This window comes from Succinivibrio faecicola, assembly GCF_019448115.1.
GTDB classification, from domain to species: Bacteria; Pseudomonadota; Gammaproteobacteria; order Enterobacterales; family Succinivibrionaceae; genus Succinivibrio; species Succinivibrio faecicola.
This window is the reverse complement of record NZ_JAGFNY010000052.1, coordinates 1-6,922: the sequence shown is the minus strand read 5'-3', so window position 1 is coordinate 6,922 and position 6,922 is coordinate 1. Positions and strand designations below refer to the sequence as shown.

Annotated in this window: 4 protein-coding genes; 3 read left to right on the top strand and 1 reads right to left on the bottom strand. The window is 38.0% G+C overall.

Annotated elements, in window-relative coordinates; translation table 11 throughout:
- Positions 1 to 76: 76 nt before the first annotated feature.
- Positions 77 to 1,051, bottom strand: coding sequence for a 23S rRNA pseudouridine(955/2504/2580) synthase RluC (gene rluC / locus J5V48_RS09340; RefSeq protein ID WP_219938318.1), 975 nt, complete (start codon positions 1,049 to 1,051; stop codon positions 77 to 79).
- Between the two features lie 458 nt (positions 1,052 to 1,509).
- Between rluC and rne the strand changes: the two genes are divergently transcribed.
- The 3 genes from rne to J5V48_RS09325 all read left to right on the top strand — a co-directional run bounded on the left by rne (position 1,510) and on the right by J5V48_RS09325 (position 6,806).
- Positions 1,510 to 4,077: a ribonuclease E gene (gene rne / locus J5V48_RS09335; protein ID WP_219938317.1), complete on the top strand. Its 2,568-nt coding sequence runs from the start codon at positions 1,510 to 1,512 to the stop codon at positions 4,075 to 4,077.
- Positions 4,078 to 4,224: 147 nt separating this feature from the next.
- A complete protein-coding gene (locus J5V48_RS09330; protein ID WP_219938316.1) occupies positions 4,225 to 6,102 on the top strand; it encodes a putative nucleotidyltransferase substrate binding domain-containing protein in 1,878 nt (625 codons plus the stop codon).
- Entirely contained in the window at positions 6,102 to 6,806 is a 705-nt protein-coding gene (locus J5V48_RS09325; RefSeq protein WP_219938315.1) for an exonuclease domain-containing protein, read from the top strand. Before J5V48_RS09330 ends, J5V48_RS09325 begins: the two co-directional genes overlap by 1 nt.
- The last annotated feature ends 116 nt before the right edge of the window (positions 6,807 to 6,922 follow it).

The following is a 6,922-nucleotide window of genomic DNA, read 5'->3' as shown; positions in this document are numbered from 1 at the left end:
TACAAGTTTTTAAAGAGCATCAACACTAGAGTGTATCTAGGTTTAATTAAATTTTTTATCTGGGAAACTCGAGTAATTAACCTTGGTTGCTTAATTTTCTGAATGTTTCAAGGGCCTGTTCAAGCTCATCTGGCAGCGGTGCTTCAATTTTTAGTAAAGAACCATCTTTTGGATTTTTAAAAGTAATCTTAAATGCATGCAGAAACATTCGCTTTAAACCAATGGACCTTAAATAAGCATTAAACTCTTTGTCGCCATATTTTTCATCTCCGCCTACAGGATGCTTTACATAAGCAGTATGGACACGGATCTGATGAGTTCTTCCTGTATGAGGCATTGCAGCAACTAAAGTTGCGCCTTCATAGCTCTCAACAATTTCAAAACCTGTTGATGAAGGATCACCTAGTTTTCTGTTTACTTCAACCATTCTTTCGCCAGAGCGCAGCTCATTTCTGATAAGAGGGGCATCAACAAGCTTTATTCTTCTGTCCCACTTACCAGGAACCAATGTTAGATATCTTTTTTTGACAACTCTCTGTCTGAACTGTTCATGAAGGTTTCTAAGAGCAGATCTTCTTTTTGAAACAATAAGACAGCCTGATGTCTCCTTATCAAGACGGTGGGCCAGCTCTAAAAAACGTTCTTCTGGCTTTAGAGCCCTTAATGCTTCAATAAGTCCAAATTCAATTCCACTACCACCATGAGATGCAAGACCTGCCGGCTTATCGACAACTATCAGATCTTCATTTTCAAAAAGGATCCTGTCCTTTAAGTCTTGTACAAGATGAAGATTAGATGATGGTATAGTGACAGGACCTTCTGTAACAGTTACAGGAGGAATTCTTATGATATCTCCCTGTCTTAACTTGTAAGATGGCGAAACACGTCCCTTATTTACTCTAACCTCACCTCTTCTCAAGATTCGGTACAGCATGCTTCTTGGCACACCCTTGAGCACTCTTGCTAGATAATTATCAAGTCTCTGACCATCATCATTCTCGGTAGCTTCGTTATAACTTACTGATTTTGATACAACCTTTTTTTCTGACATTTGCCGTTCCTAAATTATTTTCTTCGGGCATTTTATCAAATTTCAATCAAGTTTTCTTAATACAGATCTTTCCTTTTGCTAATGTCGCAGTTCAAATTTTTTAAAATTGCCATAAGAATAAGGTCTTTAAAGTGATTAATTCTAAAAAAATATGGCATAATACACTCACGGGTACGGTAATCGCTTTGTTCATGGTTTCTGCTCGTTATTAGTTAATCGTTCGTCTGCGGGGGATGCCTCGCGGCAGATTGGTGGTTCTTACAAAAACAGAATACTGAATCTGAGAAAGACGTTGATTAAGGCTGCCTTGTAAAGCCCCCTCCTTTATGAAGGTGATGGCGCGTTTTTACAAAGGTGTAATAAAAACTTGTTCTGTAGACAAAGGGCTATGGCAGGAGTCATTTTTGGCCCTGGATTAGACTATTGTTTTTACAGACCTTACAAAAGGGAATTTTCTCGTGAAGAGAATGTTAATTAATGCAACTCAGCTTGAAGAAGTTCGTGTTGCTCTAGTTGATGGTCAGAAGCTGTATGATCTCGACATTGAATCCCCACAGCATGCAAATAAGAAAGCTAATATCTATAAAGGTACTATCACTCGTATTGAACCTAGCCTTGAGGCTGCATTCGTTGACTACGGTGTAGAAAGACATGGCTTTCTTCCTTTAAAGGAAATTGCAAGAGAGTACTACCCAGCTGGCACCAATTTTAATGACCATGCACAGGTACGCTCTGCTCTTAAGGAAGGTCAGGAAGTTATCGTTCAGATTGAAAAAGAAGAACGCGGACTTAAAGGTGCTGCCTTAACTACCTTCGTTTCCCTTGCAGGTTCTTATCTTGTTCTAATGCCAAACAACCCAAGAGCTGGCGGTATCTCACGTCGTATTGAAGGTGAGGATCGTACAGAACTTAAGGCTGCACTAAAAGGACTTACTGTACCAGATGGAATGGGCGTTATCGTTCGTACTGCAGGTGTTGGCAAGAGCGCAGAAGAATTAGAGTGGGACTTATCAATCCTAACCAAATTATGGACAATGATTAAGCAGGCAGCTCAATCACGTCCAGCTCCTTTCTTAATTCACCAAGAATCAAATATTGCACTTCGTGCTATTCGTGATTATCTACGCCCAGATATTGGCGAAATCCTTGTAGACAGTCAGGATGCATACAAGCAGATCCTTCACTACATTGAGCTTGTTCGTCCAGAATTTGCATCTAAGGTTCATCTGTATAACGGTGATATACCTTTATTTAGCAAATTCCAGATTGAGTCTCAGATTGATACAGCTTACCAGCGTGAGGTAAGACTTCCATCTGGTGGTGCTATCGTTATTGATCCTACTGAGGCTTTAACATCAATCGATGTTAATTCTGCAAAGGCTACTAAGGGTGGAGACATTGAAGAAACAGCGCTTCAGACTAACATCGAAGCAGCCGAAGAAATTGCACGTCAGTTAAGATTAAGAGACGTTGGTGGTCTTGTAGTTATCGATTTTATCGATATGAGCCCTCTTAAGAATCAGCGTGAAATAGAAAACAGAATGCGCGAAGCTGTTCGTCAGGACAGAGCAAGAATTCAGTTCTCAAGATTATCTCGCTTTGGCTTACTTGAAATGTCCCGTCAGAGATTAAGACCATCTCTTGAAGAGACCAGCTCTCATGTATGCCCAATGTGTAACGGTCAGGGAACATGCCGTGATTCTTCATCTCTTGCTCTATCTATTCTCCGTCTGATTGAGGAAGAGGCTCACAAGGAGAATGCAGGTGACGTATTTGCTATCGCATCAGTTGAGGTTGCAACCTTTATCCTTAATGAGAAGAGAGCTGCTCTTGCCGCAATTGAAGAGCGTACAAAGACCAGAATCACCATTATTCCTGAAAAGACATATATGCCACAGGAATATCAGGTTAACCGTTGCATCCAGACTCCTCTGAGCAAGGAAAGCAATATCAATTCTCTTGAGGTTTTAAGAGATCTTGATAAGGAAAACCGTCAGAAATCTGAAAATTTCCTTGAAAATCCAATGCTCAAGAAGATCGTTGATAATGCTCAGTCAAACAGAGAGTCAAGCGATACTCCTGCAATCAATGCAGATATTCTTTCTTCAACCATCTCTACTCCTAAGGTTTCATCTAAGAAGCAGAACAAGAATCAGAAGAAAGCCAAGGATAACAGCCCTTCACTTTTATCCTCTGTAATGTCATTCTTCGGTTCACTGTTCTCATCAGATGAAAAGAAAGAGCCTGTTCGCAACAAGAATTCTAAGAATTCTAAAGGCAAAAACCGTAACAACCAGCAGAATAAGGCTGACAATGCAAAGCGTCAGAACAAAGGTAAAAACGGTAAGAATGAGCGTCCTTCACGAAATGAGAAGAACGAACGTACTAATGAGCCTAAAAACAAAAAACAGGATCAGGAAAAAGATCAGGTAAAAGCTCAAAAGCAGAATAAGCAGCGTCAGAGCAAAGCTTCAAACATTGAAGAAAATCAAAATGCCGTAAGAGAGCCAAAACACAAAAAGGCTAAAGCTGAAAATGATCAGGCAAAACCTGTTGCAAAGCCACGCCGTATTGGTACTCCTGCTAAGGCTCCTGCTGCAGAATCAAAGATCGCTACTGTTGAGCCATATAAGGTAAAAGAGCGTTTATATACCTTTGAAGAAATGAAATCAGGCGATGACTATGATGTAGATTTTACAAAGTCTACTCCTTCAAGAGATTTTGAAACTGGTTTTGATTTTGAAAAGAGTGTACGAGCAGGCGGTCTTAAGAATGCTAATCTAGATGGTATTGAAGGTATCTCTAACCCAGAACTTCATGCTGTAGATTATCAGTCTGTTCCATCAGGCCGTGACTATGAGTCAGGTGCTGACTTTGAAAGATCTACTCTTGCAGGTGGTTACTCAAACCGCTTCTCAGGAGTAAGCACAAGATCAATCGATACAAAGCGTCCATCTGAACCTTACATCAATGAAAATTCAGAAAAGACTGAAACTGAAAGTGAAAAATCTGATTCAGCTTTATAATTTCTGAATAATACTCAAAAAACCTGTTCATAAAATGAGCAGGTTTTTTTTCAAGATTTTGAACCATATCATTCAGATCACTACCATGTAACCGTTTACAAGTCTATAATTATTCTTATACATAAGGTTTCAACCAAGGAATAAGCTATGGACAAGTCTTTATTACCTAACATATACGAGTTTATTTCACAGACATATCCTTTCTCACAGTTAAATGATCTTGAAAAAGATGCAACCGCAACCAAAATAGAAATCTCATATCATGCAAAAGATGACTGCATTGAAAATGAAGATCTTGCAGGCGCGGGTCTTTTCATGGTTAGAGCAGGTTGCGTTGAGGAAAGAAATAAAATTGATAACTCTTTAAGAGCTAGACTGTCTGTAGGAGACACTTTCGGTTTTACTCAGATTGATAAAGAAGGAGAATCTGACTATAAAGTCGTTTTCCTTGAGAATACTCTATTGTATCTGATACCTAAAAACGTTCTTCAGTTTCTTATTGCCAAAAACAAATCTGTCGGAGATTATTTTAACTCTAAAGAATGGATTAGATTGTCTTCATCACATAATTATGCTGATGAAATGAGTGGTAATGAAAATGGCTCCTACCACAATAAAAGTATCGATTCTGTATGTACCCACGATCTTGCTGTAGTAACTAAGGATACCTCTATTTGCCATACTGCAATTACACTTGGTGAACACAATACAGATCTTGCAATGGTAATGGAGAATGAAAAACTTTTAGGTATTGTTACAAAATCAGACATTACCCTTAAGGCTGTTGCTAAAGCTCTTGATATAAACATGCCAATATCAACTATCATGACTTCAAATGTAATGACTATAGATGCTGATAAATCAATTTATGATGCTCTTGAAATCATGGTAATGTACAACATCAAGAATCTGCCTGTTCTTAAAAATTCAAAAATCTATGGATCTGTTTCAACTACAAGTCTTCTTCAGAATACTCAGCTTCAGGCTATTTATCTGTGTCAGAGAATTACAAGAGCAAAAACTGTCGATAAACTTGTAAGATTATCAGAGCAGAAAAGAGAGATTTTTGAAACTTTAGTGCAGATGAATGTAAAGCCACATACAATTCAGAAAGTAATGAGTCATATAGCTGATACTTTCTGCCAAGCTTTAATTAAAATAGCCCAGAATAAAATCGGTGAGCCTCCTATGCCTTTTGCATTTGTTGCTGCAGGCTCTCAGGCTCGCTCTGAAGTTCAATTCCTATCAGATCAGGATAACTGCATAATTACTCAGTCTGAGCCGGATGAAAATGAGCTCGCATATTTTAGGGAGCTTGCAAACTTTGTTAATACCAATCTTGATAAATGCGGTTATACACTTTGCGATGGAAATTTTATGGCTTCAAATGAGAAGTATCTGTGCTCTATCGATAAGTGGAAGGAGTATTACAACGACTGGATCCTCAATACAACTCAAGAAGCTATCCTTGCAAGCTCTGTCTTCCTTGATATGAGAGCAATCTACGGTAATGTTGGACTTGTAAAGGAGCTTAGAGAACATCTTGTTAATAAAGCAAAGGAAAACAGCAGATTCCTTGCAACCTTAGTATCCATATCAACAAATGTTGCTCCTCCTTTAGGTACATTCAGACAGTTTGTACTTATGAAGGATGGCAACAACAATCCATATCTTAATATTAAAAAGCAGGCGATTAACTTGATAATTGAACTTGCAAGAATCTACGGAATCGCAGCAAATTGTCTGTCAACTGATACATATGAAAGACTTGAAACTGCAGTAAAAAGTGATCTGTTAAAGGAAGTCGATTACAAAGAGCTTGCAGAGGCTTATACCTTCTTAAATCATGTTAGATTTAATCATCAGCTAAGAAGCCTTGCTGATGGCAAAGAACTTACAAATAATATAAATCCAGAAGATTTAAGCCAGTTTGAAAGAAATCATTTAAGAGATGCTTTCAGAATTATCGCAAAACACCAGAAAGCAGCACAATTCAGATTTGCTCCTGGTCGAGGGATTCTCTAATGGGACTTTTCAGTTTATTTGATCCTATACAGATACTTAACAAAAGGATTGAAAAATTCAGCTCATCAAAACACTGCCCTGATGAGCTACGTCAGTTTTATAAAAAAATACCAGTTACCAAAGATACTCCTATTAAGCAGTGTCAGATAACATCCATAGATTTTGAAACAACTGGTCTTGATATTGAAAACGATCAGATCTTGTCTATTGGCGGTATTGATATAACAAGATCAGCAATACAGTTCAATTCAACCTTTCATTACTATATAAAAAACAAGGAAGATGTAATAAAAAAGGAATCTGCTGTAATAAATCAAATAACCCCCGAACTGCTTGCAAACGGCAAGGATATCTCAATTGCCATTTATGAACTTCTAGAAAAGATTTCAGGAAAAATCATCCTTGTTCACTGCTCTTATATTGAGTGCGGCTTTATAAGGAAAATTCTAAAACTAAGAAAAAAAGATCCCCTGCCTTTTCTTGTGCTAGATACTATGGAAATTGAAAGAAAGCTTAATATGGCTAATCCTAATATTGATGTAAGACTAAGTTCAATAAGGGAAAGAAGGAATCTGCCTGAATATGAGGCTCATAATGCGTTAATAGACAGTCTTGCAACTGCAGAAGTATTTTTAGCTCAGATTAAAGATGTATTTAAAAATACCCAGGCAACAATTCTTCCTATATACAAAAGATCACTGTAATGTATAATCGAGTAGGGGGAGTTTAGGCTCGCCCCTCTCACACCACTTATCCCGACTTTATGATTATACCGAAAAACATCAAAATCGGCTTAGTTACGCCCATCAGTACATAAAAA